The sequence below is a fragment of the Serratia fonticola genome (genome assembly GCF_001006005.1).
In the GTDB taxonomy this organism is placed as follows: domain Bacteria; phylum Pseudomonadota; class Gammaproteobacteria; order Enterobacterales; family Enterobacteriaceae; genus Chania; species Chania fonticola.
The window spans coordinates 2,979,260-3,005,576 of the sequence record NZ_CP011254.1 but is presented as its reverse complement, the minus strand read 5'-3'; the positions used below and the strand labels follow the sequence as shown (position 1 = coordinate 3,005,576).

Here is a 26,317-nt window from a genome sequence, read left to right as displayed (position 1 = left end):
ATGAAAAAGATCCTGTTAGTGTGTGACTTGGGTATGTCCACCAGTCTGCTGGTGAAAAAGATGCAGGAAGCCGCCAAAGCGCGCGGTATTGACGCCGAGATCTGTGCCAAGTCGATCCGTGAATACAAAACGGCAGTAACCGAATTTGACGTCGCGCTGCTGGGGCCGCAGATCCGCTATAAGCTGGCAGAATGCGAGAAGATAGCCCACGAGCACCATAAAAAAGTCGCCTGCATCGATATGATGGCCTACGGCACCATGAAGGGTGACAAGGTATTGGATCAAGCTCTGGCACTGATTGAGGAAGCCTGAAATGGATTTGGAAAACGAAGTGATGGAGCTGATTGCCAATGCGGGTTACGCCCGCAGTCTGGTGTTTCAAGCCATGCGCTGTGCGCGCGAAGAAGAAGACTTCGTGCAGGCCGAACAGTATATGCAACAAGCGCAGGAGGCACTCTCTGGCGCTCATCACGTGCAGACCAAACTGATCGAAATGGACGAAGGCAGCGGTAAAATCCCGGTTCATCTGGTGATGGTCCATGCACAGGACCATCTGATGAACGCGATTATGCTGATGGAAATGGGCCGTGAGATTATCGCCTTACACCAAAAGATCGCTCGTTAAAACAAGCTAAGCCGTCTGTGGCCTCAAAACCACAGACGGCCAACCTATCAATCCCAGTTTGGTGCCAGACCTTCCGGGCTAACCAGACGGCCATTGCATTCTAATGCAGCAATTTCAGCCATTTCATAATCAGACAGCGTCAGTTGCTGGGCCAACAGATTGCTCGCCAGGTTTTCACGCTTGGTCGAGGACGGGATCACCGCATAACCCAGTTGCATCGCCCAAGCCAGGATCACCTGAGCGGCGGTCACATCACGACGCTTGGCGATATTGTTGATAACTTCATCCTGCAACGCCTTACCATAAGCCAGCGTCATATAGGAGGTGATGGCAATGCCATGCTGTTGTGCAAATTCAACCACCTGACGGTTTTGCAGATACGGCGAGAGTTCGATTTGATTGGTGGCAATCGCATCAGCACCCACTGCATCAATAGCGCGCTGCATCAGTTCAACGGTGAAGTTGGAAATACCAATCTGGCGCGTCAGTCCGAGTTCCTTAGCCTTCACCAACTCCGCCATCGACTCGGCAACCGAGACTTCATCGTTCGGTGACGGCCAATGGATCAGGGTCAGATCCACATAGGAGGTTTGCAGCTTTTTCAGGCTTTCTTGCAGGCTTGGGATCAGTTGGTCTTTGCCCAGGTTGGCGATCCAGATTTTGGTGGTGATAAATAGCTCTTCACGTTTCACGCCGCTGGCTGCGATAGCTTGGCCAACGGCCGCTTCGTTCTCATAGATTTGTGCGGTGTCGATGGCACGGTAGCCCAGTTCCAGAGCGGTGCTCACGGAATCGATCACCACTTGATCTTGTAGACGGAAAGTACCTAAGCCAAATGCAGGGATGCTCATAATTATGTTCTCTCGGTTTGTTTATCAAAACAGCTTGAGAGGATTATGGCAGCAGTTTTGTTGATCAAAAACGCCCTATTGTGCATAAGACTTTTGATTAATTGGCAACAATAGACCTTGATTTGGCAGGAAATCTCCTCACCCCAACCCTCTCCCAAAGGGCTAGGGGGCGGTCCGGCATCGTGGATTAGCTCGGTGCCCCTTGATTGCTTTATGAAGTGTGGGAAATTTAGCAAATGAAAAAGCCCTGAGTCAGAGACTCAGGGCTTATCAATTAAGTGGCGGAACGGACGGGGCTCGAACCCGCGACCCCCTGCGTGACAGGCAGGTATTCTAACCAACTGAACTACCGCTCCACCGATTCTTTTACGTCGCATCTTTCGATGCTGGCAAAACCACCTGAGTGATTTCGCGCATTACCAGGTGTCATACTGATAACGTTTATTTGATGCCTGGCAGTGTCCTACTCTCGCATGGGGAGACCCCACACTACCATCGGCGCTACGGCGTTTCACTTCTGAGTTCGGCATGGGGTCAGGTGGGACCACCGCGCTATTGCCGCCAGGCAAATTCTGTTTCATTCCAACCGCTTCACTCTCGTGTCGCCATCGAAACCAATCTCGGAACTTCGCTGAAAATCTACTTCAATCTCTCTAAAACACCTTGGGTGTTGTAAGGTTAAGCCTCACGGATCATTAGTACTGGTTAGCTCAATGCATCGCTGCACTTACACACCCAGCCTATCAACGTCTTAGTCTTAAACGTTCCTTCAGGGACCTTAAAGGCCCAGGGAAGACTCATCTCGAGGCAAGTTTCGCGCTTAGATGCTTTCAGCGCTTATCTTTTCCGCACTTAGCTACCGGGCAGTGCCATTGGCATGACAACCCGAACACCAGTGGTGCGTTCACTCCGGTCCTCTCGTACTAGGAGCAACCCCTCTCAATCTTCCAACGCCCACGGCAGATAGGGACCGAACTGTCTCACGACGTTCTAAACCCAGCTCGCGTACCACTTTAAATGGCGAACAGCCATACCCTTGGGACCTACTTCAGCCCCAGGATGTGATGAGCCGACATCGAGGTGCCAAACACCGCCGTCGATATGAACTCTTGGGCGGTATCAGCCTGTTATCCCCGGAGTACCTTTTATCCGTTGAGCGATGGCCCTTCCATTCAGAACCACCGGATCACTAAGACCTACTTTCGTACCTGCTCGAGCCGTCACTCTCGCAGTCAAGCTAGCTTATGCCTTTGCACTAACCTCACGATGTCCGACCGTGATTAGCTAACCTTCGTGCTCCTCCGTTACTCTTTGGGAGGAGACCGCCCCAGTCAAACTACCCACCAGACACTGTCCTCACCCCAGATTATGGGGCCGAGTTAGAACATCAAACATTAAAGGGTGGTATTTCAAGGTTGGCTCCATGCAGACTGGCGTCCACACTTCAAAGCCTCCCACCTATCCTACACATCAAGGCTCAATGTTCAGTGTCAAGCTATAGTAAAGGTTCACGGGGTCTTTCCGTCTTGCCGCGGGTACACTGCATCTTCACAGCGAGTTCAATTTCACTGAGTCTCGGGTGGAGACAGCCTGGCCATCATTACGCCATTCGTGCAGGTCGGAACTTACCCGACAAGGAATTTCGCTACCTTAGGACCGTTATAGTTACGGCCGCCGTTTACTGGGGCTTCGATCAAGAGCTTCGCCTTGCGGCTGACCCCATCAATTAACCTTCCAGCACCGGGCAGGCGTCACACCGTATACGTCCACTTTCGTGTTTGCACAGTGCTGTGTTTTTATTAAACAGTTGCAGCCAGCTGGTATCTGCGACTGGCTTCAGCTCCGAGAGCAAGTCTCTTCACCTACGCGCCAGCGTGCCTTCTCCCGAAGTTACGGCACCATTTTGCCTAGTTCCTTCACCCGAGTTCTCTCAAGCGCCTTGGTATTCTCTACCTGACCACCTGTGTCGGTTTGGGGTACGATTTGATGTTACCTGATGCTTAGAGGCTTTTCCTGGAAGCAGGGCATCAACTACTTCTGCACCGTAGTGCATCGTCATCACGCCTCAGGGTTAGTAAGTAACCGGATTTACCAGGTCACTCCCCCTACACGCTTAAACCGGGACAACCGTCGCCCGGCTAGCCTAGCCTTCTCCGTCCCCCCTTCGCAGTAACACCGAGTACAGGAATATTAACCTGTTTCCCATCGACTACGCCTTTCGGCCTCGCCTTAGGGGTCGACTCACCCTGCCCCGATTAACGTTGGACAGGAACCCTTGGTCTTCCGGCGAGCGGGTTTTTCACCCGCTTTATCGTTACTTATGTCAGCATTCGCACTTCTGATACCTCCAGCAAACCTCACAGTTCACCTTCAACGGCTTACAGAACGCTCCCCTACCCAACAACGCCTAAGCGTCGCTGCCGCAGCTTCGGTGCATGGTTTAGCCCCGTTACATCTTCCGCGCAGGCCGACTCGACCAGTGAGCTATTACGCTTTCTTTAAATGATGGCTGCTTCTAAGCCAACATCCTGGCTGTCTATGCCTTCCCACATCGTTTCCCACTTAACCATGACTTTGGGACCTTAGCTGGCGGTCTGGGTTGTTTCCCTCTTCACGACGGACGTTAGCACCCGCCGTGTGTCTCCCGTGATAACATTCTTCGGTATTCGGAGTTTGCATCGGTTTGGTAAGCCGGGATGGCCCCCTAGCCGAAACAGTGCTCTACCCCCGAAGATGAGTTCACGAGGCGCTACCTAAATAGCTTTCGGGGAGAACCAGCTATCTCCCGGTTTGATTGGCCTTTCACCCCCAGCCACAAGTCATCCGCTAATTTTTCAACATTAGTCGGTTCGGTCCTCCAGTTAGTGTTACCCAACCTTCAACCTGCCCATGGCTAGATCACCGGGTTTCGGGTCTATACCTTGCAACTATTCGCCCAGTTAAGACTCGGTTTCCCTACGGCTCCCCTATACGGTTAACCTTGCTACAAAATATAAGTCGCTGACCCATTATACAAAAGGTACGCAGTCACACCACGAAGGTGCTCCCACTGCTTGTACGTACACGGTTTCAGGTTCTATTTCACTCCCCTCGCCGGGGTTCTTTTCGCCTTTCCCTCACGGTACTGGTTCACTATCGGTCAGTCAGGAGTATTTAGCCTTGGAGGATGGTCCCCCCATATTCAGACAGGATGTCACGTGTCCCGCCCTACTCATCGAACTCACAGTTAATGCATTTTAGTGTACGGGGCTATCACCCTTTGCTGCGCGACTTTCCAGACGCTTCCACTAACACAAGAACTGATTCAGGTTCTGGGCTGTTCCCCGTTCGCTCGCCGCTACTAGGGGAATCTCGGTTGATTTCTTTTCCTCGGGGTACTTAGATGTTTCAGTTCCCCCGGTTCGCCTCGTATGGCTATGTATTCACCATACGATAGTGTGTCGAAACACACTGGGTTTCCCCATTCGGGTATTGCCGGTTATAACGGTTCATATCACCTTACCGACACTTTTCGCAGATTAGCACGCCCTTCATCGCCTCTGACTGCCTAGGCATCCACCGTGTACGCTTAGTCACTTAACCTCACAACCCGAAGGTGTTTCTGTAAACAGAGACACTGTCGTGCTGTTTATTTGAGAGACTCTATGACAGGTTAGTCCTTACCCCAATACTTCTACGGAGGGATAAGTTTCAGCTGTCATGTTTCAATTTTCAGCTTGTTCCAGATTGTTAAAGAGCAATATCTTAAACACGACTCGCAAGAGTCATCTTTAAGATAATCAGTCACGAATGACCGGTGATAATGTCTTTCACTCATTATCGGATGGCGTCCCCAAGGGGATTCGAACCCCTGTTACAGCCGTGAAAGGGCAGTGTCCTAGGCCTCTAGACGATGGGGACCCGAAATTTGCTTATCGAATCACTGATTCGATAATTTCGGGTAAAGGTGAGATTTTTCGTGAAAAATCGAGCGCCATTGTTGTTTGTCACTGCACTAGACAGCCACAAATTTCCCGGCACTTACCTATACCACAAGGTTTTGTTTGCTCATTACTTTTCATCAGACAATCTGTGTGGACACTGCACTCAACTGCATATCTTTAGGTAAGGAGGTGATCCAACCGCAGGTTCCCCTACGGTTACCTTGTTACGACTTCACCCCAGTCATGAATCACAAAGTGGTAAGCGCCCTCCCGAAGGTTAAGCTACCTACTTCTTTTGCAACCCACTCCCATGGTGTGACGGGCGGTGTGTACAAGGCCCGGGAACGTATTCACCGTAGCATTCTGATCTACGATTACTAGCGATTCCGACTTCACGGAGTCGAGTTGCAGACTCCGATCCGGACTACGACATACTTTATGAGGTCCGCTTGCTCTCGCGAGTTCGCTTCTCTTTGTATATGCCATTGTAGCACGTGTGTAGCCCTACTCGTAAGGGCCATGATGACTTGACGTCATCCCCACCTTCCTCCGGTTTATCACCGGCAGTCTCCTTTGAGTTCCCGCCATTACGCGCTGGCAACAAAGGATAAGGGTTGCGCTCGTTGCGGGACTTAACCCAACATTTCACAACACGAGCTGACGACAGCCATGCAGCACCTGTCTCACAGTTCCCGAAGGCACCAATCCATCTCTGGAAAGTTCTGTGGATGTCAAGAGTAGGTAAGGTTCTTCGCGTTGCATCGAATTAAACCACATGCTCCACCGCTTGTGCGGGCCCCCGTCAATTCATTTGAGTTTTAACCTTGCGGCCGTACTCCCCAGGCGGTCGACTTAACGCGTTAGCTCCGGAAGCCACGCCTCAAGGGCACAACCTCCAAGTCGACATCGTTTACAGCGTGGACTACCAGGGTATCTAATCCTGTTTGCTCCCCACGCTTTCGCACCTGAGCGTCAGTCTTTGTCCAGGGGGCCGCCTTCGCCACCGGTATTCCTCCAGATCTCTACGCATTTCACCGCTACACCTGGAATTCTACCCCCCTCTACAAGACTCTAGCTTGCCAGTTTCAAATGCAGTTCCCAAGTTAAGCTCGGGGATTTCACATCTGACTTAACAAACCGCCTGCGTGCGCTTTACGCCCAGTAATTCCGATTAACGCTTGCACCCTCCGTATTACCGCGGCTGCTGGCACGGAGTTAGCCGGTGCTTCTTCTGCGAGTAACGTCAATGAACAGTGCTATTAACACTGAACCCTTCCTCCTCGCTGAAAGTGCTTTACAACCCGAAGGCCTTCTTCACACACGCGGCATGGCTGCATCAGGCTTGCGCCCATTGTGCAATATTCCCCACTGCTGCCTCCCGTAGGAGTCTGGACCGTGTCTCAGTTCCAGTGTGGCTGGTCATCCTCTCAGACCAGCTAGGGATCGTCGCCTAGGTGAGCCATTACCTCACCTACTAGCTAATCCCATCTGGGCACATCCGATGGTGTGAGGCCCGAAGGTCCCCCACTTTGGTCCGAAGACGTTATGCGGTATTAGCTACCGTTTCCAGTAGTTATCCCCCTCCATCGGGCAGTTTCCCAGACATTACTCACCCGTCCGCCGCTCGTCACCCAGGAGCAAGCTCCTTGTGCTACCGCTCGACTTGCATGTGTTAGGCCTGCCGCCAGCGTTCAATCTGAGCCATGATCAAACTCTTCAATTAAAAGCTTGATTTGCTGACACTGTTCATTAAAGAACGGTGCAGCGATGCTCGAAAATTAACTTTCGTAATAATTCATTCGCATGAATTACTGCTTGGTCACTCTTCAAGACTTGATATTTTTTTGCTACCGAAGTAGCTGGATATCGTCTTGTGAGTGCCCACACAGATTGTCTGATAAATTGTTAAAGAGCGTTCGTTACCGGGATGTTTCTCGGTAACGCGGGAGGTGCATATTACGCTTTCCCGCTGAAGAGTCAACCTTTTTCTCTTACGAGACGCGGTGTTTTCACCGGGTTGCTTCTTCCTGGCTGGGCGACTTGTTCGTCGTTGTTCCCGGTCAGTGGAGGCGCATTATAGGGAGTTCTCAGAAGGGCGCAACCCCTAAATTCAAAAAACTTTTCAAGCGTTCAAAAAACCAGCCAAAACGTCATTTGTGGGTATTTATTGAGCAAAAAAGGAAGGTTTTAAGCGTTTTGCTCGAAGAAAACCCGTCAACCAGGCTAAAGCCAAAGAAAAGGGGGCGGTAAAAACCGCCCCCTTCTATATAGCTACCAACAACTACTTTTATTGCTTGGCGACGATATGGTCGTTTTCTACGTCCAGCGTCACCGGTTTGCCTGGGATCAACTTGCCAGACAAGATTTGCTGTGCCAGCGGGTTTTCGATTTCCTGCTGGATAGCGCGTTTCAACGGCCGCGCACCATACACTGGGTCGTAACCCGTTTTACCCAACAGCTCCAATGCCGGCTCCGTGATGCTGACTTCGTAGCCGCGCTCTTCCAGACGCTGGTACAGACGCGCCAACTGGATCTTGGCAATCTGCGCGATATGTTTCTGGCCGAGCGGATGGAACACCACCACTTCGTCGATACGGTTGATGAATTCCGGACGGAAATGTTGGCTCACCATCTCCATGACCGATTCCTTCATCTGTGGATAGCTCATCTGACCGAAATGCTCCTGGATCAGATCGGAACCCAGGTTAGAGGTCATGATCACCACGGTATTACGGAAATCAACGGTACGACCTTGTCCGTCTGTCAGACGTCCGTCATCCAACACCTGCAGCAGGATGTTGAACACGTCTGGGTGCGCTTTTTCCACTTCATCCAGCAGGATCACTGAATACGGACGACGGCGCACCGCTTCTGTCAGATAACCGCCCTCTTCATAACCGACATAACCCGGAGGTGCACCCACCAGCCGCGATACGGAGTGTTTCTCCATAAACTCGGACATGTCGATACGCACCATCGCGTCATCACTGTCGAACAGGAACCCAGCCAACGCCTTACACAGTTCGGTTTTACCCACCCCGGTAGGCCCCAGGAACAGGAATGAACCAATCGGCCGGTTAGGATCGGAAAGACCGGCACGGCTACGGCGAATGGCATTGGACACCGCGTTCACCGCTTCATCCTGGCCAATCACCCGTGAGTGCAGTTCCTGCTCAAGACGCAGCAGTTTGTCACGCTCACCTTCCAGCATTCTGGCCACCGGGATACCGGTCGCTTTCGCCAAGACTTCAGCGATTTCGGCGTCGGTAACGCGGTTACGCAGCAGCTTCATGGTCTTGCCTTCTGCCTGCGTGGCCGCCTCAAGCTGTTTTTCCAGCTCAGGGATTTTGCCATACTGCAGTTCAGACATGCGCCCAAGGTCACCTACGCGGCGCGCCTGCTCCAGCGTGATCTTGGCCTGCTCCAGTTCCGCCTTGATATTCTGGGTACCAGACAGCGAAGCCTTTTCCGCTTTCCACTCTTCTTCCAGTTCTGAGTATTCGCGCTCTTTCTGCTCCAACTCGCTACTCAGCATTTCCAGGCGTTTCTTGCTGGCGTCATCCGATTCCTTGTTCAGTGCCTGCTCTTCCAGTTTTAACTGGATGATACGGCGCTCCAGGCGATCGAGTGATTCCGGCTTAGAGTCCATCTGCATACGAATGCTGGAGGCGGCCTCATCGATCAGGTCGATGGCCTTATCCGGCAACTGACGGTCGGAAACATAGCGGTGCGACAGCGTTGCCGCAGCTACGATCGCCGGGTCCGTGATCTGTACGTGGTGATGCAGCTCATAGCGTTCTTTCAGGCCACGCAGGATGGCGATGGTGTCTTCCACGCTCGGTTCCGCGACATAGACTTTCTGGAAGCGGCGCTCCAGCGCAGCATCCTTCTCTATATATTGGCGATACTCGTTTAGCGTGGTCGCCCCTACGCAGTGCAGTTCCCCACGGGCAAGCGCGGGTTTGAGCATGTTGCCAGCATCCATCGCGCCATCGGCTTTACCGGCACCCACCATGGTATGCAGCTCATCGATGAACAGGATGACGCTGCCTTCCTGTTTGGAAAGATCGCTCAGCACCGCCTTCAGGCGTTCTTCAAATTCGCCCCGGTATTTCGCCCCGGCAATCAACGCGCCCATATCCAGGGAAAGCACGCGTTTATGCTTCAGCCCTTCGGGAACTTCGCCGTTGATAATGCGCTGAGCCAAGCCTTCAACGATGGCGGTTTTACCGACACCAGGCTCACCAATCAGTACCGGGTTGTTTTTGGTACGGCGTTGCAGCACCTGAATGGTGCGGCGGATCTCTTCATCACGGCCAATCACCGGGTCAAGCTTGCCCTGTTCCGCACGCTCAGTGAGATCGATAGTGTATTTTTTCAGAGCCTGACGCTGATCTTCAGCACCTTGGTCATCCACGCTGTCTCCCCCTCGCATTTGTTCAATGGCTTTGGCTATTTTGTCCGCTGTGGCACCGGCAGCTTTCAGCAGATCGGTCAAGTTACCGCGATCTTCAAGCACCGCCAGCACAAACAGCTCGGATGAAATAAACTTGTCTGCCCGCTTTTGCGCCAGCTTGTCGCACAGGTTGAGGACGCGTACCAGTTCGTGTGAGGGTTGAACATCCCCACCGGTACCTTCAACCTGCGGCAGACGAGATAATGCCTGATCGATGTCGGTACGCACTCGCGCAGCATCAATCCCGGCAGAAGTCAGTAATGGGCGAACCGTGCCCCCATCCTGATTGAGCAGGGCGCTCATCAGATGTAACGGTTCAATAAATTGATTGTCGCGCCCAAGGGCCAAAGACTGGGCATCGGCGAGGGCAAGCTGGAATTTGTTAGTAAGACGATCCAGACGCATAACACCTCCAATGTAGGTCAAAATTGCTACTGGAGATTAAATGAGGTCATCCCTCAAATTTTCAAGGTTATCTCGACACTATATTATGAGTACAACGTCATGCATCAGTGGATCGTCCTAGGGCAGTAGGTTATCTCACCCAGATCAAACTTGCCATACGTCCGGTTGTTCCGTCGCGCCGATAGGAGAAAAAATGACTCATTTCGTTCATTGTGCAACGATTACCGCCATAAATGGCGAAAATACCAGCACATTGCAAGCGCTGGCGAGCCAAAAGATAGAGGTCTGCGAGGAATTTTTCACCGTGGGGAGTAAAAGCGGCAGCGGCGGCGCTATCAATATCCATAAATGCCGCACGCACTTCAGCCCCAACTTCGAACCGGCTTGGGCCGATCGCCGGGCCTAGCCAGGCAGTGATGTTTTCTGGTGCCGCAGTAAAGCGCGCCACGGTATTTTCCAGCACGCCATGACATAAGCCACGCCAACCGGCATGCGCGGCAGCAACTTCATCACCCGCTTGTGAAGCAAACAGCACCGGCAGGCAATCCGCCGTCATCACCGCGCAGACCAACCCGGCCACATTGCTGTAAACCGCATCGGCGCGCAAATCTTCAGGCGTTTGGCCATCCAGCGTCAGCACACGAGTGCCATGTACCTGTTCCAGCCACAGAGGCATCTGCGGCAAACCAGCCGCCGTTACCAGACATTGGCGGTTACGCGCCACGGCCTGTGCATCATCACCAACATGCTCACCGAGGTTCAGCGAGTCGTAGGGAGGAAGGCTGACACCGCCATGACGAGTGGAGCTGCAGGCTGTTACCCCTGCAGGCAGCGGCCAATCGGGTAAAATCAGCGAACTCATTACCAATCCATCTGATCTTTGAATTCTTCGGTATCGAGCTTCAGCGCGTTGATCAGATCGACCATATCCTGTGGGATTGGCGCATGCCACTCCATCTGGATACCGCTGATCGGATGATACAGGCGCAACATGGTTGCGTGCAGTGCCTGACGGTCAAAGCCGCGCAACGTGTTGATGAAGGCCTCTGACGCCCCTTTTGGCGGACGTGGACGGCCACCGTAGAGCTGATCGCCCACCAGCGGATGGTCGATATACGCCATATGCACACGGATCTGGTGCGTACGACCGGTTTCCAGGCGCAAACGCAAACGGGTATGGGCGCGGAAATGTTCCATAATGCGGTAATGGGTCACCGCAGGTTTGCCCATTGGGTGCACGGCCATGTGAGTACGTTTGGTGGAGTGGCGAGCAATAGGTTGCTCCACCGTGCCCCCCGCGGTCATGGTGCCGATCGCTACCGCTTCGTACTCACGGGTGATCTCACGCTCCTGCAATGCCTCAACCAGGCGGGTTTGCGCCGGAACGGTTTTGGCGACCACCATCAGGCCGGTGGTATCTTTGTCCAAACGGTGAACTATACCGGCACGCGGTACGTCGGCAATCTCCGGGAAATAATGTAACAATGCATTAAGCACCGTCCCATCCGGATTACCCGCACCTGGGTGCACCACCAGGCCGCGAGGCTTGTTGATCACCAGAATATCGGCGTCTTCATAGACGATATCCAGCGGGATGTCTTGCGGTTCCCAACGGGCATCTTCTTCAATCTGTGCATCAATGGCGACCGTCTCTCCCCCCAGTACCTTCTCTTTCGGCTTGTTTATCGTTTTGCCATTGACCTGTACCCTGTCTTCCAGGATCCATTCTTTTATGCGAGATCTTGAATAATCAGGGAACAATTCGGCCAAAGCCTGATCTAAACGTTGTCCGAGTTGAGTTTCGGCCACCGTTGCGGTGAGTTGTACTTGTTGTGCCATATGCAGCTTCTTCGTTAACGTTGGGTTTTCACGGCGATGCCGTTTAATATAATGTGCTATTGTAACTGGTCTTTTGTCGGGAGCTTAACGGACAGTCTCCCAAAATAACACCCTGAGGATAATCTAAACGTCATGACGCGTATGAAATATCTGGTGGCGGCAGCCACGTTGAGCCTGGCGCTGGCAGGTTGCTCCACATCCAAGGATACGGTTCCCGACAGCCCGCCTTCGGAAATCTATGCTACTGCCCAGCAAAAACTGCAGGACGGTAACTTTAAGGGCGCGATTACGCAACTCGAAGCGTTAGATAACCGCTATCCATTCGGGCCGTACTCTCAGCAGGTCCAATTGGATCTGATTTATGCCTACTATAAATCTGCCGATTTACCTTTGGCACAGGCCTCTATCGATCGCTTTATGCGTCTGAACCCAACGCATCCGAACATCGACTACGTCATGTACATGCGCGGTCTGACAGATATGGCGTTGGATGACAGTGCACTGCAAGGCTTCTTCGGGGTTGACCGTTCTGACCGCGATCCACAGCATGCCCGCGCCGCATTCCGCGACTTCAGCCAGCTGATCCAGCAGTATCCGAACAGCCAATACGCGACCGATGCCTACAAGCGTCTGGTATTCCTGAAGGACCGTCTATCCAAGTACGAGCTCTCAGTGGCGGAATACTACACTAAACGTGGCGCTTACGTCGCGGTAGTTAATCGCGTTGAGCAGATGATGCGTGAATTCCCGGATACCAAAGCGACGCGCGATGCGCTGCCGCTGATGGAAAACGCCTATCGCCAGTTGCAATTGAATGCTCAGGCCGACAAGGTAGCGAAAATCATCGCCGCGAACGCGTCTTGAGTCTTTGAGATAGGCACAAAAACAAAACGGCAGCTTCGGCTGCCGTTTTCATTTGCTGTAAATTCAGCCATTTTCAGGATAAATACACAAGCAAAAACACGGTGTTAGCAAGGCTGCACCACCGGTTAACCTATCGATAATGCGCGTTCTGCTGCCAAGACTCAAGCGTTAGATGGCAGTTTCAGACGCTAAATCACAGATTGAACTAACTTTGCAAAAAGTGACAAAAATTTGTGTTTTCCATCACGCATTTCGGCAAAAAGAGCGGTATGCTGAATCTATCCAAGACGGAAAGACAGAGAGGTAAGTTATATGACACTCAACATTACCAGCAAACAAATGGATATCACCCCCGCAATCCGTAATCATGTCGAAGACCGTCTCAGTAAACTGGAAAAGTGGCAGGCGCAGCTAATCAACCCACACATTGTCTTATCTAAAGAACCTAAAGGGTTTGCCGTCGACGCCACCATTACCACGCCTAACGGTCCGCTGGTTGCCAGCGCCAAACATGAAGACATGTATACCGCCGTTAATGATCTGATTGCCAAACTTGAGCGTCAGCTGAACAAGGTACAACACAAAAGCGAGGCACGCCGCGCTTATGCCAGCGTGAAAGACCTGGCTCCAGTAATCACGCAGGAAGAAGAGGAATAACTCTGCAAGTGATTGTTTCACATCAAACGCGCCCGAGGGCGCGTTTTTTGTCTGCCGGTTTCTATTGACACAATGAAAAGCCAGCGGTTACTTTAAACCCTGATTTACACACATTTTGGAACACCATGAGCCGTAAACCGTTTTTCTTCGCATTCTTTTTTACCTTCCCCTGATTGGGAGGCGTTTCGTCGTGTGAGAAAGAATGCGAAGACGAACAACCAAGCCTCCTCAAGCAGGGGGCTTTTTTTATGGCTATTTGACAACCCACCCCGCTGGGCTTCAAGCTGCGGCTTGCAAGACGACGGGATTAGAAGAATACAAGGCAAAGCTGATTATGACTGATAACCCGTTACTCGTGCTGCGCGAACGCATCAGCGCACTGGATATGAAATTGCTGGCCCTGCTGGCAGAGCGTCGTGAACTGGCGGTGGAGGTGGGCAAAACCAAACTGCATTCGCACCGCCCGATCCGCGATAAAGAGCGTGAGCGCGATCTGTTGGACGCCTTGATCAGCGCGGCCAAACCTTATGACCTCGATGGTTTCTACGTCACCCGCCTGTTCCAGCTGATTATCGAAGACTCCGTGCTGACTCAGCAGGCCCTGTTGCAGCACCAGCTTAACCAGACCAGCCAGCATTCCGCGCGTATTGCCTTCCTGGGGCCAAAAGGCTCTTACTCACATCTGGCCGCCCGCCAGTACGCCGCCCGCCATTTCGATCAGCTCATCGAATGCGGCTGTCAGAAATTCCAGGACATCTTTACCCAGGTGGAAACCGGCCAGGCGGATTACGCCATTTTGCCGATCGAGAACACCAGCTCCGGCTCTATCAACGATGTGTACGACCTGCTGCAACATACCAGCCTGTCGATCGTGGGTGAGTTAACCTTGCCGATCGATCACTGCGTGCTGGTAGCCAGCGACACCGATCTGCAGCAGATCGAAACCGTTTATAGTCACCCGCAGCCTTTCCAGCAGTGCAGCCAGTATTTGAACCGCTATCCCCACTGGAAGATTGAGTATTGCGAAAGCACCGCCGCCGCGATGGAGAAGGTCGCCAAGCTGAACTCGCCAAAAGCTGCGGCGTTGGGCAGCGAGGCCGGTGGTGCACTGTACAACCTGCAGGTACTGGAACATAACCTGGCAAATCAGCAGCAGAACATCACTCGCTTCATTATTCTGGCGCGTAAGGCGATTGAGGTTTCCGAGCAGGTTCCGGCAAAAACCACGCTGATCATGGCCACCGGTCAACAATCCGGTGCTCTGGTGGAAGCCCTGTTGGTGCTACGTGACAATGGCATCATCATGACCAAGCTGGAATCACGCCCGATCAACGGTAACCCGTGGGAAGAGATGTTCTACATTGATGTGCAGGCTAACCTGCGTTCTGTGGCGATGGAGAAGGCGTTGAAGGGGCTGACACCGATCACTCGCTCGCTGAAAGTGCTGGGCTGTTATCCAAGCGAAAACGTGGTGCCGGTCAATCCGTCTTAAGTAGCAAAAAGGGTTCGGCTATGCCGAACCCTTTTCCCTTTATTGACGGCTATCGTTCGCCTGGCGCAGCAAAGAACGGCTCTCAACCAGGAAGCGCTGGGCATAATCACCAAACCAGTGCTCCACCTTCTGGAAGCTTTGAATAAAGGCCTGCTTGTCGCCCTGCTCCAGCAGCTTGATCGCCTCACCAAAGCGCTGATAGTAGCGTTTGATCAGATGAATGTTGTCTTCCGAAGACATGATGATATCGGCGTACAGCTGCGGATCCTGCGCAAATAGCCGCCCCACCATCGCCAGCTCCAGCCGATAGATCGGCGAAGAGAGCGCCAACAATTGCTCCAGCTGTACGTTCTCTTCGGCCAGATGCAGGCCGTAAGCAAAAGTAGCAAAGTGGCGCAGCGCCTGGATAAAGGCCATGTTCTGATCGTGTTCGACGGCGCTGATACGATGTAAACGCGCCCCCCAAACCTGCAATTGCTCCAGCAGCCACTGGTAGGCCTCTGGCTGACGACCATCGCAGTACACCACCACCTGTTTGGCCACGCTGCCAACATCCGGGCCAAACATCGGGTGTAACCCCAATACCGGGCCGCTGTGTACGGCCAGCATCGCCTGTAACGGCCGGTTCTTCACCGAAGCCAGATCGACCAGAATACAGTCCTGCGGCAGCGGCGGCAGTTGAGCGATCACCTGCTCGGTGATATGGATCGGCACGCTGACAATCACCATACCGGCATCCGCCAGCAGGCTATCTGCCTGCGGCCAATCCTCTTGATCCAACACTTTGACCTGATAACCCGACAGCGTAAGCAGCCGGTTAAACAGGCGGCCCATCTGGCCATTACCGCCAATAATGACGATAGGGCGCAACTGTGGGCACAGCGTTTTGAAGCCTTTGTCGTTCTCACTGGTGTAGGATTCGCGCATCACGCGGCGCAGTACGTCCTCGATCAAATCGGGCGGAACGCCAAGGCTTTCCGCTTCCTTGCGGCGAGAAGCCAGCATTGCCGCCTCTCGCTCAGGTACGTAAACCGGTAAACCGTAGTGGCTTTTGACTTCCCCTACTTCCGCCACCAGCTCCAGGCGTTTCGCCAACAGGGCCAGCAGCGCTTTATCCACTTCGTCAATTTGATCGCGCAATGCGGTCAGTTCAGCCACCATAACTCACTACTCTCCAGTGCGTGCCATCAGCGCAGCGCCGAGCTCTTGATGCATTTGGCGCAGCAGCGTCTCCGTGCTTTCCCAGTTGATGCAGGCATCGGTCACCGATACGCCGTAGCGCATATCTACACGCGGCTGTTCAGAAGACTGGCTGCCCTCATGCAGATTGCTTTCCAGCATGATGCCGGTGATCGAACGGTTACCCGCTCTGATCTGCTCTACTACGGATTCGGCAACCGCTGGCTGACGGCGATAGTCTTTATTTGAGTTGCCATGGCTGCAATCTATCATCAAGGACGGATGGAGTCCCGCATCCTGCATCTGTTTTTCGCAGGCGGCAACGTGCTCAGCGCTGTAGTTAGGCGTTTTACCACCGCGCAGGATCACATGACCGTCTGGGTTACCCTGGGTTTGCAGCAGGCAAACCTGGCCAGCCTGATTGATACCGACAAAACGGTGCGCCATGGATGCGGCGCGCATCGCGTTGATGGCCGTGCCCAGGCTACCGTCCGTACCGTTTTTGAAGCCCACCGGCATTGAGAGGCCGGAAGCCATTTCACGGTGCGTCTGAGATTCTGTAGTACGCGCACCGATCGCCGACCAGCTGAACAGATCGCCCAGGTATTGCGGACTGTTCGGATCCAACGCTTCGGTCGCCAACGGCAGGCCCATACCGACCAGATCCAGCAGCAGGCGACGCGCAATGTGCAAACCTGCTTCTACATCAAAGGATCCATCCATATACGGATCGTTGATCAGGCCTTTCCAGCCGACGGTGGTTCTTGGCTTTTCAAAATAGACGCGCATAACGATATACAGCTGATCGCTCAATTCAGCCGACAGGGTTTTCAGGCGGCGCGCGTAATCCAGCGCGGCATCAGGATCGTGGATCGAACATGGCCCACAGACCACCAGCAGACGGTGATCTTGCCCTTTAAGGATATTGGCAATGGTCTGGCGGGCCGTCGCGATTTCCGTTTCATCGTTGGCACTGAGTGGGAACTGGTTCTTCAGCTCTTCCGGGGTGATCAGAACCTGTTCTGCACTGATATGTACGTTGTTGAGCGCGTCTTTTTGCATGATGCTATTCCTGTCGTTTGCCGTTATGCGTGTGTAGTTAAAACATTGAGCGTTACAGGTGCTACCTTAACCACTCCTTGTAAAGTTTTCAATCCATTTACTGTAAATAAAAAATTACCATCATAAACAGGAAAGCAAATCACCGGTCACAGGAAACAAAAATCAATTTAATAAACTGTTTTATTTGAAAAATATTTTAAAACCACAATAAAACACAACGAGACCCTACCAACAGAAAACTTATTAAAAACCACGCAGTGTAAATAAAAGTGAACACTAGAATGGATTATTCATTGGCGCTGTAGCACTCAAAAAACCACCTGCCCTGCATGTAGAGAAGCGGCATGCCACACCCGCGCAGACAACAAGTTCCTTGGCAAACCCGCCCCATCCATCGCCAAATTAAACAACTATAAAACAATTGTCATACATTTAACTGGCAATTGATTTTCATTCTTTATTCATTTCAATCTATATCAGAAATAATAGTCACTCTATTGAATAAATATTGCGGAACCTCACAGTTATCCCTCGCCAAATAAATAACTATGGCATAAATCGCTTACACCTCTTTAGGGTTACTCTGCGAAGACAGAGCCCGTACCGCCTGCATTGAGGAGCGATGGGCGTTAGCAGTTTTTTCTTTCTGACAAGGGACTCTCATGATCACATTGCAATTCGCAATTATTATTATCTGCCTATTAGTCGGCACCCGATTTGGCGGTATGGGGCTAGGCTTAATAAGTGGTATTGGCTTATTTCTGCTGTGCTTTATATTCGGTTTGGAACCAGGCAAACCTCCAGTAGATGTCATGCTCACCATTTTGGCGGTGATCGGCTGTGCCTCGGTGTTACAAACCGCTGGCGGTCTGAATGTCATGATGCAATATGCCGAGCGGCTACTGCGCCGCCACCCACAGCACATCACCTTACTCGCCCCCTTTACCACCTGGACGCTGACCTTCCTGTGCGGTACCGGCCACGTGGTCTACACCATGTTCCCAATCATTTCTGATATCGCCATCAAGAAAGGGATCCGCCCAGAACGCCCTATGGCCGTCGCCTCTGTCGCCTCACAGATGGCTATCACCGCATCCCCGGTTTCTGTGGCCGTGGTATCACTGGTTTCGATCATTGCGGCCGGTCATGGGATCGGCAAAGCCTACTCGCTGCTGGAGATCCTGGCCGTTTCGATCCCGGCTTCGCTGGTCGGCGTATTGATGGCAGCATTGTGGAGCCTGCGCCGTGGCAAAGATCTGGATAAGGATGCTGATTTCCAGGCCAGGATCCAGGATCCGGAGCAGCGCGCCTATATCTATGGCGGTACCGAAACCCTGCTCAATCAAACATTTCCCAAGCAGGCTTACTGGTCAACGCTGATCTTCTTCGGCGCTATCGCTATCGTGGTCATGCTCGGTGCCTTTGCCGATCTGCGTCCTTCCTTTGCCGATGCCAAAGGCGTGCTGAAACCGCTGTCGATGAATCTGGTGATCCAGATGATGATGCTGATCGCCGGTGCGGTGATCCTGATGGGCTGTAAAGTCAAACCTAGCGATATCGCCAACGGCGCCGTATTCAAAGCGGGAATGGTCGCCATCTTCTCGGTATTCGGTGTGGCATGGATGAGTGATACCTTCTTCCAGGCACATATGGGGGAGTTAAAGGTGGTGCTGGAAGACGTGGTGAAAAGCCAGCCCTGGACTTATGCCATCGTCTTGTTCCTGGTTTCCAAACTGGTTAACAGCCAGGCCGCGGCTCTGGCCGCCGTTGCACCCATGGCCTTGCAGTTAGGCGTTGAGCCTAAAATGTTGCTGGCCTTCTTCCCGGCGGCCTATGGTTACTTCGTGTTGCCCACTTACCCAAGCGATCTGGCCTGCATCGGCTTTGACCGCTCTGGCACCACTCGCATCGGTAAATTCATCATTAACCACAGCTTCATCATCCCTGGCCTGATCGGCGTGCTGTGCTCCTGCATCACCGGTTATCTGCTGGTGATGACCTTCCTTTAATCGCATTTCTGCCGGCAACGGGCGCTCCCCGTTGCCGCTGTTAACACCGCCGCAAAAGGCCAACGGTATCACTAGACGAAAAGTGCATAAGTCCCCTGTTTAAACTAAAAACATAAGCTAACCAGGCCTATTTTTGTCCCCTCAGCGAATCGATATAATGTGACCGCCATCACTTATAATCACACTTAACTACTGGATCCAAAATGCTCTCTTTACGCGCTCGTCGCGCCATTCCGCTGTATTTTAGCTGCTTGACCGCCTTCACCAGTGTTTCCGTATTCGCCGACAATACCCTCTTCACCGCGATGGACGATCCGGCCACCGCCAAGAAGCCGTTCGATGGTAATGTTCAGGCTGGTTATAACGCCCAGTCGGGCAACACACAGAACTCGACCCTGCTGGCCAACACCACCATGACCTGGTTTAACAGCGATACGGCTTACAGCCTGTGGGGTTCGGCGAACAACACCACCTCCTCCAACGTACGCTCCTCGGAGAAATACCAGGCCGGTGGCCGTACCCGTTATAATCTGACAGCTCGTAATTATATGTTTGGCCAGGTTGGCTGGTTGAACGATCGTTACAACGGTTACGATTCACGTTCTACGCTGACCGGGGGTTACGGGCGCCAGATCTTTAGCGATCCACGCCAGGACCTGCGTGTCGAATTCGGCCCAGGCGTACGCCATGATGAATACCACGGCGGTGGCCGCACCACCCGCGCCCTGGCCTATGGCGCAGCCAACTATTCCTACAGGCTGACAGACACGGCCCGTCTATCCGAAGGCCTATCCGCTTTGGCGAACGACGAAACCACCGTTAACTCCGAAACCGCGTTAAACGTCGCCATCAATAACGACTTCGCCCTACGGCTGGCCTACACGGTGGTCTACAACACCAAACCACCGGCCTCAGCACCGAAAAATACCGATACCACGACTTCAGTGACGCTGGTGTACGGTTTGTAATCTCGTCTTACCGCTCCGCGCAGTCCTTCTCTAAGCCCATAATTAATGGGCTTTTTTTATGCCTATCTCCATGCTTACCATTTTGCTAAAAATAGTCCTATCCTGGCTTGACGGCTTTAGCATTTTGATTAATACTGTATGCATATACAGTAATTATTGCTAAGGTAAAAACCATGATAAACCCGGCAAATGAGGCCAGTATCGACCCGCTTATCGTGGCCGACAGTCGCGTTATCCTACAAAACAACCCGCTGCGACAGCAGATGTGGGGTTAATGGGATGGAGAGATTAACCTCATTCATTACCTACTCCGCAGCGCTGTTTCTCGCCTGGCTTGGCAAGCTCTCACCGCAGGATGTGGCCTTTCTGATCGGCGCGGCCGTAGGGATCGGCACCTTCCTGGTTAATTGGTACTACAGACGCAAGAGTCTGGAGATCCTCAAAAGCATCGAACGCGATGCGGCAGCACGGAGACTTTTTGATGAACTCAATCGTTAAGCGTTGCAGCGCCCTGGCCATTCTGGCGATCGCCATGCTGCTGCCGCAGGCCAATCAAATTAAAACCTCCGAACAAGGGCTATACCTGATTGCCGATTTTGAGGGGTGCCAGTTAACCCCGTATCAATGCGCAGCAGGGGTTTGGACGCAAGGTGTTGGCCATACGGCTGGCGTTATTCCAGGTAAGTCCATCACGCCAGTGCAAGCGGCGGAAAACCTGCTGGAAGATATCCGCCGGGTAGAGAGCCGCATGGCGGCCTGTCTGCCACAGCAGATGCCCCAGGCCACTTATGATGCCGTCATGGCATTTTCCTTTAACGTTGGTACGGGGGCCGCATGTCGCTCTACCCTGGTTTATTTCCTTAACCATGGCCAATGGCAGCAGGCTTGCGATCAGTTACCGCGCTGGATTTATGTCAATGGCGTCAAAAACCGCGGGCTGGAACGCCGCCGGGCCGCCGAACGTGAGCTGTGCCTAAAAGGTCTCAGCACGCCGAACACCACCAGTTTCCCAGGGAAAGAACAGCTCGCTCAGTAACTTTTCGAGCATTGCTGACGAATAGTTTTTCACCGTTTTATCAAGAGGGGGTCTCTATGATGCATTGTCCACTGTGCGGTAGCGTGGCACACACTCGCTCCAGCCGTTATCTGAGTGAATCGACCAAAGAACGCTATCACCAATGCCGTAACATTAACTGCAGTTGTACCTTTGCCACCCATGAATCCGTGGCCCGGGTCATCGTTTCACCCGGCGACATCATTCCGGCGCAGCCTCACCCGCAAGAAAGCAAACAACGCGCCGCTGCGATGTAATGAAAAAAGGGGATTACCATGACGGTAATCCCCTTATAACTATTAACTTTTGGATGCAGCGTTAGTTAACGCGGTTCAGACGCTCTTTGATACGAGCAGACTTACCAGTACGTTCACGCAGGTAGTACAGTTTGGCTTGACGAACGGCACCACGACGTTTAACAGTAATGCTGTCGATTACTGGGGAGTGAGTCTGGAATACACGCTCAACACCTTCGCCGTTGGAAATCTTACGAACAGTGAATGCAGAGTGCAGACCGCGGTTACGAATAGCGATAACCACGCCCTCGAATGCCTGCAGACGTTTTTTGGTACCTTCAACGACCCATACCTTCACTTCCACGGAATCACCCGGACGGAATGCAGGTACGTCTTGCTTCATCTGCTCTTGTTCAATTTGCTTAATAATGTTGCTCATAATATGTCTCTTACCCTAGGTAAACTGATATATCGGTCTCGTCGAGACAACGCTCAGACGTTCCCTTCATAGTCCTGTTACTTAGCTCGATGTTCCCGTTGGAACTCGGCCAGCAACACCTCTTGCTCGTCAGTCAGAGCTAGGCTTTCTAGAAGTTCAGGTCTTCTAAGCCAGGTACGGCCCAGCGACTGCTTTAAGCGCCAGCGACGTATCTCGGCATGGTTGCCCGACAGCAGAACTGGCGGAACCTCCATCCCTTCTAACACCTCCGGGCGGGTATAGTGCGGGCAGTCCAGCAATCCCTCAGCGAAAGAATCTTCTTCTGCCGAAGCCTGATGGCCCAGAACACCCGGTATAAAGCGGGCGACCGAATCGATCAGGGTCATTGCCGGTAGTTCACCGCCGCTGAGAACGTAATCGCCGATTGACCATTCTTCGTCAATTTCGGTTTGGATCACGCGCTCATCTATCCCTTCGTAACGGCCACACACCAGGATCATCTTCTGGTTAGCCGCCAGTTCGCGCACACCGGTTTGATCCAGCTTGCGCCCCTGAGGTGACAGATAAATCACCTTTGCTCCCTCGCCTGCCGCTGCTTTTGCTGCATGAATAGCTTCCCGCAAGGGTTGCACCATCATCAGCATTCCCGGGCCGCCGCCATAAGGGCGATCGTCCACGGTACGATGCCGGTCGTAGGTGAAGTCACGCGGACTCCAACACTGCACGCTCAGCAGGCCATTTTTTACTGCCCGGCTAGTTACCCCGTAATCGGTGATTGCGCGAAACATCTCAGGAAACAGGCTTACGATACCAATGAACACCAGCCAATCCCCATGTTGTTATTCCACTTGCTTCGACCATTAAATCCGGAGGTCAAAAACCAGGATCCCACTCAGCCTCGATAATCTTGGCGGCGAGATCGACTTTCTTGATAACCTGCCCATGAAGAAACGGGACCAACCGCTCCTTCATACCGAATGCATCTTTCAGGTTTGCCCGCACGACCATTACGTCGTTAGAACCGGTTTCCATCATATCGATGACTTTACCCAGTTCGTATCCGGAAGTGGTGACTACCTGGCAGCCCATAAGGTCTTTCCAGTAGTAATCATCACCTTCCAGCGGAGGCAACTGCTCGGAATCTACGACAATTTCGCAATTGGTCAGTAAATTCGCTGCATCCCGATCGTCAATGCCTTTGACCTTGATGATCAGATCCTGACTGTGGCGTTTCCAGTCTTCCAACTCGACAAACTGCCACTGACCAGAGCGCTGGATTAACCAGGGCTGATAGTCAAATATGCTTTCGGCGTTCTCGGTGGATGAAAATACTCTGAGCCAACCACGGATGCCGTAAGTAGACCCCATCTTACCGAGTACAATCGGCTGCTTAGGTGCTACCGGTTTGAGTTGCTTGCTCATTGCCACCACCGCGACAGATTAAGCTGCTTTCTTAGCGTCTTTGATCAGCGCGTGAACGCGATCAGAAACGGTAGCACCCAGACCAACCCAGTGCTCAATGCGATCCAGGTCCAGACGCAGTGCTTCAGCCTGACCAGATGCGATTGGGTTGAAGAAACCTACACGCTCGATGAAACGACCATCACGAGCATTGCGGCTGTCGGTCACTACTACTTGATAGAACGGACGCTTTTTAGCGCCGCCACGTGCCAAACGAATTGTTACCATAACATCCTCTTTAGTTAATAAAACAGCCGGGCCCCATTGAGGGACGGGGCCCGGTTGCAATATAAAAAGCCCGAAAATTTTACTCATTTTGGCGCAAAAAGCAATCTAAAGCGTAGATTGCCGGTAATTCGTTTTTGCACCATCACACTCTCGGACAGGTTTTACCGTGATCGGTAAATCGGCAAACCCGCCACAGCCTTGCTGCGGCGTGGTTTTAACGGCCTGGGAAGCCCGGCGGCATCATACCTTTCATGCCGCGCATCATCTTCGCCATTCCGCCTTTTTTCATCTTTTTCATCATGCGCTGCATATCGTCGAATTGTTTTAACAACCGATTAACATCCTGCACCTGCATGCCGGAGCCCATCGCAATACGACGCTTGCGAGAACCCTTGATAATTTCCGGCTTGGCACGCTCTTTCAGCGTCATTGAGTTAATGATCGCCTCCATGCGTACCAGCACTTTGTCATCCATCTGCGATTTGACGTTGTCTGGCAGTTGGCCAGCGCCCGGCAGTTTGCTCAGCATGCTGGCCATACCGCCCATATTACGCATCTGCTTAAGCTGGTCGAGGAAGTCGGTCAGATCGAAACCGTCGCCCTTCTTCAGCTTGCTAGCCAGTTTTTCCGCCTGTGCGCGGTCAACCTTGCTTTCGATATCTTCGATCAGCGACAGCACGTCGCCCATGCCGAGAATACGTGAGGCCACGCGGTCCGGATGGAATGGCTCCAGCGCGTCGGTTTTCTCGCCCACGCCGAGGAATTTGATCGGCTTGCCGGTAATGTGGCGAATAGACAACGCCGCACCGCCGCGCGCATCACCATCGACCTTGGTCAGCACTACGCCGGTGAGCGGCAGCGCTTCGTTAAAGGCCTTGGCGGTGTTGGCCGCATCCTGGCCGGTCATGGCGTCGACCACAAACAGGGTTTCCACCGGCTTGATCGCCGCATGTACCTGTTTGATTTCGTCCATCATCGCTTCGTCTACGTGCAAGCGGCCCGCGGTATCGACGATCAGCACGTCGTAGAACTTCAGCTTGGCCTGTTGCAGCGCACGGTTAACGATGTCGATCGGTTTTTCTTTAACGTCTGACGGGAAGAAGTCGATGCCGACGCCTTCCGCCAGGGTTTCCAACTGCCGGATCGCCGCAGGGCGATACACGTCGGCAGAAACCACCAAGACTTTTTTCTTCTGCTTTTCTTTCAGGAATTTGCCGAGCTTGGCCACGCTGGTGGTTTTACCCGCACCTTGCAGACCCGCCATCAGCACCACCGCCGGTGGCTGCGCCGCCAGGTTCAGCTCGGTGTTCACTTCGCCCATCGCGGCAATCAGCTCGCTCTTGACGATTTTGACGAATTCCTGGCCCGGCGTCAGGCTTTTGTTAACTTCATGCCCAACCGCGCTCTCTTTTACACGGTTGATGAAGTCACGCACTACCGGCAGCGCAACGTCCGCTTCCAGCAATGCCATACGCACTTCACGCAGGGTTTCTTTAATGTTCTCTTCGGTCAGCCGCCCGCGGCCGCTGATATTGCGCAGGGTGCGCGACAATCGATCGGTTAAATTTTCAAACATCGTCTCATGCTCAACGTAAGAGTCAGGCCGCAGTGGCGACACAATTGCGGCGATTATAACACGTTGCTACAACGATCTCTGCCTCAGCGTTGGAGATTGGTTGGAGTAGGGGCCGCTCAACGTTATACTGGCATTCCAATTAACCATGCCGATGCTAAATAACGCTATGCCAGTATTCTCTCTTGTGGCTTTGATGGCCTACCTGCTCAGCCTTGGACTGATCATTCCCAGTTTGTTGCGGAAGAATAGCGCATACCGTCGGCTGGCCCTGGTCTCGGCCGTAGTGGCGCTGGTCTGCCATGCCATTGCCCTCCAACAGCGCATTTTTGACGTCAGCGCCGGGCAAAATCTCAGCCTGCTGAACATTGGCTCCATTGTTGGCCTGATTATCTGCTCGGTGATGACCTACGTCGCCTCCCGCGATCGCGGCTGGTTCCTGCTGCCGATCGTCTACAGCTTTGCGATGATCAACCTGGCGTTTGCCAGCTTCCTGCCCGGGGAGTTTATCACCCATCTGGAAGCCAGCCCTGAGCTGATGGTGCATATCGGCCTGGCGCTGTTCTCTTACGCCACTCTGATTATCGCCACGCTTTACGCCCTGCAGCTCGCCTGGCTTGATTACCTGTTGAAACATAAAAAACTCAGTTTCAGTGCCGATATGCCGCCGCTGATGAGTATTGAGCGTAAAATGTTTCATATCACCCAGATCGGCGTGGTGCTGCTGACGCTGACGCTGTGTACCGGCCTGCTGTATATGGACAACCTGTTTAGCAAAGAGAACGTACATAAGGCCGTGCTGTCCATCATGGCGTGGTTTGTCTATATCGTGCTGCTGTGGGGCCATTATCACGAAGGCTGGCGTGGCCGCCGCGTGGTCTGGTTCAGCTTTGCCGGCTCTTTTCTGCTTACCATGGCCTACTTCGGGAGCCGCCTGCTCCAGGAACTGATGATGGTGCGCTAGGTCTGGCCTGGCGCTCCATCGCCTCGCCTAGG

General features: G+C 52.9%; 23 protein-coding genes, 2 tRNA genes, 3 rRNA genes and 1 other annotated feature. Of the genes, 12 read left to right on the top strand and 16 right to left on the bottom strand.

Translation table 11 applies throughout. The annotated features are described in order from the left end of the window. Nucleotides 1-312 (top strand): PTS sugar transporter subunit IIB, encoded by a 312-nt coding sequence (locus WN53_RS13305; protein ID WP_024483599.1) that lies wholly within the window; start codon nt 1-3, stop codon nt 310-312. Between the two features lies 1 nt (nt 313). After that, nucleotides 314-625: a PTS lactose/cellobiose transporter subunit IIA gene (locus tag WN53_RS13300; protein WP_024483598.1), complete on the top strand. Its 312-nt coding sequence runs from the start codon at nt 314-316 to the stop codon at nt 623-625. A 47-nt stretch (nt 626-672) separates the two neighbouring features. Here WN53_RS13300 and dkgB read toward each other — a convergent pair whose 3' ends face one another. From dkgB to rluD, 9 genes are all read right to left on the bottom strand, one after another. Beyond that, nucleotides 673-1,476, bottom strand: a complete 804-nt coding sequence (gene dkgB / locus WN53_RS13295; RefSeq protein WP_024483597.1) for a 2,5-didehydrogluconate reductase DkgB — start codon at nt 1,474-1,476, stop codon at nt 673-675. Nucleotides 1,477-1,755: 279 nt separating this feature from the next. Beyond that, nucleotides 1,756-1,832, bottom strand: a tRNA-Asp gene (locus WN53_RS13290). A 94-nt stretch (nt 1,833-1,926) separates the two neighbouring features. Further along, a 5S ribosomal RNA gene (gene rrf, locus WN53_RS13285) occupies nt 1,927-2,042 on the bottom strand. Nucleotides 2,043-2,150: 108 nt separating this feature from the next. Then, a 23S ribosomal RNA gene (locus tag WN53_RS13280) occupies nt 2,151-5,058 on the bottom strand. 242 nt (nt 5,059-5,300) lie between these two features. Beyond that, nucleotides 5,301-5,376, bottom strand: a tRNA-Glu gene (locus WN53_RS13275). A gap of 205 nt (nt 5,377-5,581) precedes the next feature. Beyond that, nucleotides 5,582-7,122: ribosomal RNA gene (locus tag WN53_RS13270) — 16S ribosomal RNA — on the bottom strand. Together the 16S, 23S and 5S rRNA genes with 2 tRNA genes alongside form the textbook arrangement of a ribosomal RNA operon. A gap of 564 nt (nt 7,123-7,686) precedes the next feature. Further along, a complete protein-coding gene (gene clpB, locus WN53_RS13265; protein ID WP_021808129.1) occupies nt 7,687-10,260 on the bottom strand; it encodes an ATP-dependent chaperone ClpB in 2,574 nt (857 codons plus the stop codon). A gap of 130 nt (nt 10,261-10,390) precedes the next feature. Next, entirely contained in the window at nt 10,391-11,122 is a 732-nt protein-coding gene (gene yfiH, locus WN53_RS13260) for a purine nucleoside phosphorylase YfiH (RefSeq protein WP_024485188.1), read from the bottom strand. After that, nucleotides 11,122-12,099, bottom strand: coding sequence for a 23S rRNA pseudouridine(1911/1915/1917) synthase RluD (gene rluD / locus WN53_RS13255; RefSeq protein WP_024485187.1), 978 nt, complete (start codon nt 12,097-12,099; stop codon nt 11,122-11,124). The genes yfiH and rluD overlap by 1 nt, the downstream gene beginning before the upstream one ends. Before the next feature lie 132 nt (nt 12,100-12,231). On the opposite strand from rluD, the gene bamD reads away from it, so the two are divergent. From bamD to pheA, 4 genes are all read left to right on the top strand, one after another. Continuing rightward, nucleotides 12,232-12,963, top strand: a complete 732-nt coding sequence (gene bamD, locus WN53_RS13250; RefSeq protein ID WP_021808131.1) for an outer membrane protein assembly factor BamD — start codon at nt 12,232-12,234, stop codon at nt 12,961-12,963. Nucleotides 12,964-13,275: 312 nt separating this feature from the next. After that, nucleotides 13,276-13,620: a ribosome-associated translation inhibitor RaiA gene (gene raiA, locus WN53_RS13245; RefSeq protein ID WP_021182197.1), complete on the top strand. Its 345-nt coding sequence runs from the start codon at nt 13,276-13,278 to the stop codon at nt 13,618-13,620. A 124-nt stretch (nt 13,621-13,744) separates the two neighbouring features. Beyond that, nucleotides 13,745-13,870: a sequence feature (Phe leader region), on the top strand. Next, the gene (gene pheL, locus WN53_RS28840) at nt 13,746-13,793 is read left to right on the top strand and encodes a pheA operon leader peptide PheL (protein WP_192958309.1); all 48 of its coding nucleotides are present in this window, start codon (nt 13,746-13,748) and stop codon (nt 13,791-13,793) included. Its footprint overlaps the feature before it by 48 nt. Before the next feature lie 84 nt (nt 13,871-13,954). Then, on the top strand, nt 13,955-15,112 hold the full coding sequence (gene pheA / locus WN53_RS13240; protein WP_021182196.1) for a bifunctional chorismate mutase/prephenate dehydratase: 1,158 nt from the start codon (nt 13,955-13,957) through the stop codon (nt 15,110-15,112). Between the two features lie 39 nt (nt 15,113-15,151). Here pheA and tyrA read toward each other — a convergent pair whose 3' ends face one another. Then, nucleotides 15,152-16,273 carry a bifunctional chorismate mutase/prephenate dehydrogenase gene (tyrA, locus tag WN53_RS13235; RefSeq protein ID WP_024485186.1) on the bottom strand — a complete coding sequence of 374 codons (1,122 nt, stop codon included), beginning with the start codon at nt 16,271-16,273 and terminating at the stop codon, nt 15,152-15,154. 6 nt (nt 16,274-16,279) lie between these two features. Beyond that, nucleotides 16,280-17,353: a 3-deoxy-7-phosphoheptulonate synthase gene (locus WN53_RS13230; protein ID WP_021182194.1), complete on the bottom strand. Its 1,074-nt coding sequence runs from the start codon at nt 17,351-17,353 to the stop codon at nt 16,280-16,282. Between the two features lie 662 nt (nt 17,354-18,015). Here WN53_RS13230 and WN53_RS13225 point away from each other — a divergent pair. The 5 genes from WN53_RS13225 (at nt 18,016) to WN53_RS13205 (ending at nt 21,641) form a co-directional block, all read left to right on the top strand. Further along, on the top strand, nt 18,016-19,362 hold the full coding sequence (locus WN53_RS13225; protein ID WP_021182193.1) for an anaerobic C4-dicarboxylate transporter: 1,347 nt from the start codon (nt 18,016-18,018) through the stop codon (nt 19,360-19,362). Between the two features lie 203 nt (nt 19,363-19,565). Then, nucleotides 19,566-20,330 carry a DUF481 domain-containing protein gene (locus tag WN53_RS13220; protein WP_024485185.1) on the top strand — a complete coding sequence of 255 codons (765 nt, stop codon included), beginning with the start codon at nt 19,566-19,568 and terminating at the stop codon, nt 20,328-20,330. 279 nt (nt 20,331-20,609) lie between these two features. Further along, nucleotides 20,610-20,828 (top strand): HP1 family phage holin, encoded by a 219-nt coding sequence (locus WN53_RS13215; RefSeq protein WP_021808134.1) that lies wholly within the window; start codon nt 20,610-20,612, stop codon nt 20,826-20,828. Then, nucleotides 20,812-21,366 (top strand): lysozyme, encoded by a 555-nt coding sequence (locus tag WN53_RS13210; RefSeq protein ID WP_024485184.1) that lies wholly within the window; start codon nt 20,812-20,814, stop codon nt 21,364-21,366. The genes WN53_RS13215 and WN53_RS13210 overlap by 17 nt, the downstream gene beginning before the upstream one ends. 56 nt (nt 21,367-21,422) lie before the next feature. Then, nucleotides 21,423-21,641 (top strand): DNA-binding transcriptional regulator, encoded by a 219-nt coding sequence (locus WN53_RS13205; protein ID WP_021182189.1) that lies wholly within the window; start codon nt 21,423-21,425, stop codon nt 21,639-21,641. 61 nt (nt 21,642-21,702) lie between these two features. Here the strand turns inward: WN53_RS13205 and rplS are convergent, their stop codons facing one another. The 5 genes from rplS to ffh all read right to left on the bottom strand — a co-directional run bounded on the left by rplS (nt 21,703) and on the right by ffh (nt 25,324). Next, nucleotides 21,703-22,059 carry a 50S ribosomal protein L19 gene (gene rplS / locus WN53_RS13200; RefSeq protein ID WP_024485183.1) on the bottom strand — a complete coding sequence of 119 codons (357 nt, stop codon included), beginning with the start codon at nt 22,057-22,059 and terminating at the stop codon, nt 21,703-21,705. Between the two features lie 77 nt (nt 22,060-22,136). Further along, on the bottom strand, nt 22,137-22,880 hold the full coding sequence (gene trmD, locus WN53_RS13195; protein ID WP_021182185.1) for a tRNA (guanosine(37)-N1)-methyltransferase TrmD: 744 nt from the start codon (nt 22,878-22,880) through the stop codon (nt 22,137-22,139). Nucleotides 22,881-22,932: 52 nt separating this feature from the next. After that, the gene (gene rimM, locus WN53_RS13190; RefSeq protein WP_021182184.1) at nt 22,933-23,481 is read right to left on the bottom strand and encodes a ribosome maturation factor RimM; all 549 of its coding nucleotides are present in this window, start codon (nt 23,479-23,481) and stop codon (nt 22,933-22,935) included. 18 nt (nt 23,482-23,499) lie between these two features. Next, entirely contained in the window at nt 23,500-23,748 is a 249-nt protein-coding gene (gene rpsP / locus WN53_RS13185; RefSeq protein WP_004932501.1) for a 30S ribosomal protein S16, read from the bottom strand. 214 nt (nt 23,749-23,962) lie between these two features. Beyond that, nucleotides 23,963-25,324: a signal recognition particle protein gene (gene ffh / locus WN53_RS13180; RefSeq protein ID WP_021182183.1), complete on the bottom strand. Its 1,362-nt coding sequence runs from the start codon at nt 25,322-25,324 to the stop codon at nt 23,963-23,965. A 166-nt stretch (nt 25,325-25,490) separates the two neighbouring features. On the opposite strand from ffh, the gene WN53_RS13175 reads away from it, so the two are divergent. Continuing rightward, nucleotides 25,491-26,285, top strand: coding sequence for a cytochrome C assembly family protein (locus tag WN53_RS13175; protein ID WP_024485182.1), 795 nt, complete (start codon nt 25,491-25,493; stop codon nt 26,283-26,285). The last annotated feature ends 32 nt before the right edge of the window (nt 26,286-26,317 follow it).

Bases quoted from the DNA above. Each gene is read 5' to 3' on its own strand.
- WN53_RS13210 (WP_024485184.1), top strand. From the start codon at position 20,812: ATGAACTCAATCGTTAAGCGTTGCAGCGCCCTGGCCATTCTGGCGATC.
- bamD (WP_021808131.1), top strand. From the start codon at position 12,232: ATGACGCGTATGAAATATCTGGTGGCGGCAGCCACGTTGAGCCTGGCG.
- WN53_RS13205 (WP_021182189.1), top strand. From the start codon at position 21,423: ATGATGCATTGTCCACTGTGCGGTAGCGTGGCACACACTCGCTCCAGC.
- pheA (WP_021182196.1), top strand. From the start codon at position 13,955: ATGACTGATAACCCGTTACTCGTGCTGCGCGAACGCATCAGCGCACTG.
- ffh (WP_021182183.1), bottom strand. From the start codon at position 25,324: ATGTTTGAAAATTTAACCGATCGATTGTCGCGCACCCTGCGCAATATC.
- rpsP (WP_004932501.1), bottom strand. From the start codon at position 23,748: ATGGTAACAATTCGTTTGGCACGTGGCGGCGCTAAAAAGCGTCCGTTC.
- clpB (WP_021808129.1), bottom strand. From the start codon at position 10,260: ATGCGTCTGGATCGTCTTACTAACAAATTCCAGCTTGCCCTCGCCGAT.
- WN53_RS13175 (WP_024485182.1), top strand. From the start codon at position 25,491: ATGCCAGTATTCTCTCTTGTGGCTTTGATGGCCTACCTGCTCAGCCTT.
- dkgB (WP_024483597.1), bottom strand. From the start codon at position 1,476: ATGAGCATCCCTGCATTTGGCTTAGGTACTTTCCGTCTACAAGATCAA.
- WN53_RS13230 (WP_021182194.1), bottom strand. From the start codon at position 17,353: ATGCAAAAAGACGCGCTCAACAACGTACATATCAGTGCAGAACAGGTT.
- rplS (WP_024485183.1), bottom strand. From the start codon at position 22,059: ATGAGCAACATTATTAAGCAAATTGAACAAGAGCAGATGAAGCAAGAC.
- WN53_RS13215 (WP_021808134.1), top strand. From the start codon at position 20,610: ATGGAGAGATTAACCTCATTCATTACCTACTCCGCAGCGCTGTTTCTC.
- WN53_RS13305 (WP_024483599.1), top strand. From the start codon at position 1: ATGAAAAAGATCCTGTTAGTGTGTGACTTGGGTATGTCCACCAGTCTG.
- WN53_RS13225 (WP_021182193.1), top strand. From the start codon at position 18,016: ATGATCACATTGCAATTCGCAATTATTATTATCTGCCTATTAGTCGGC.
- tyrA (WP_024485186.1), bottom strand. From the start codon at position 16,273: ATGGTGGCTGAACTGACCGCATTGCGCGATCAAATTGACGAAGTGGAT.
- yfiH (WP_024485188.1), bottom strand. From the start codon at position 11,122: ATGAGTTCGCTGATTTTACCCGATTGGCCGCTGCCTGCAGGGGTAACA.
- rluD (WP_024485187.1), bottom strand. From the start codon at position 12,099: ATGGCACAACAAGTACAACTCACCGCAACGGTGGCCGAAACTCAACTC.
- raiA (WP_021182197.1), top strand. From the start codon at position 13,276: ATGACACTCAACATTACCAGCAAACAAATGGATATCACCCCCGCAATC.
- WN53_RS13220 (WP_024485185.1), top strand. From the start codon at position 19,566: ATGCTCTCTTTACGCGCTCGTCGCGCCATTCCGCTGTATTTTAGCTGC.
- rimM (WP_021182184.1), bottom strand. From the start codon at position 23,481: ATGAGCAAGCAACTCAAACCGGTAGCACCTAAGCAGCCGATTGTACTC.
- WN53_RS13300 (WP_024483598.1), top strand. From the start codon at position 314: ATGGATTTGGAAAACGAAGTGATGGAGCTGATTGCCAATGCGGGTTAC.